Below are 441 nucleotides of genomic sequence, written 5' to 3' on the forward strand. Positions count from 1 at the left end.
TAGGAGACGGTGTGTTATCGGTCGAGTTGCACTCGCATTCGTCTCTGTCCTACGACGGGCGGGACCCAATCGAGTACCTCCTCGAACAGGCGGTCGCGGTCGGCTTGGACGCCCTCGCCGTGACCGACCACGACGAGATAGACGCCAGCCTCGAAGCCGCGGAGCTCGCGGCCGACTACGGGCTGGTCGGCATCCCGGGGATGGAGGTCACCTGCGCCGCGGGCCACGTCCTCGCCTTGGGCGTCGAGGAGCTGATTCCCGCGGGACTGTCGTACGACGAGACGCTCGACCGCATCCGCGACGCGGGCGGCATCGCCGTCATCCCGCACCCGTTTCAGAAGTCGCGCCACGGCGTCGCCCCTCACATCTCCAGCGCGCAGCTCGCCAGCGCCGACGCCATCGAAATCTACAACTCGCGGCTCCTCACCGGCATCGCCAACC

General features: G+C 68.0%; 1 protein-coding gene. It reads left to right on the top strand.

The window, feature by feature from the left end; translation table 11 throughout:
• Nucleotides 1-11 precede the first annotated feature (11 nt).
• Nucleotides 12-441 (top strand): PHP domain-containing protein (locus DVK00_RS21035; RefSeq protein ID WP_147435958.1); only part of this gene is annotated, 430 nt, incomplete at its 3' end.

It is taken from the genome of Haloarcula sp. Atlit-47R, assembly GCF_003665985.1.
GTDB classification, from domain to species: Archaea; Halobacteriota; Halobacteria; order Halobacteriales; family Haloarculaceae; genus Haloarcula; species Haloarcula taiwanensis.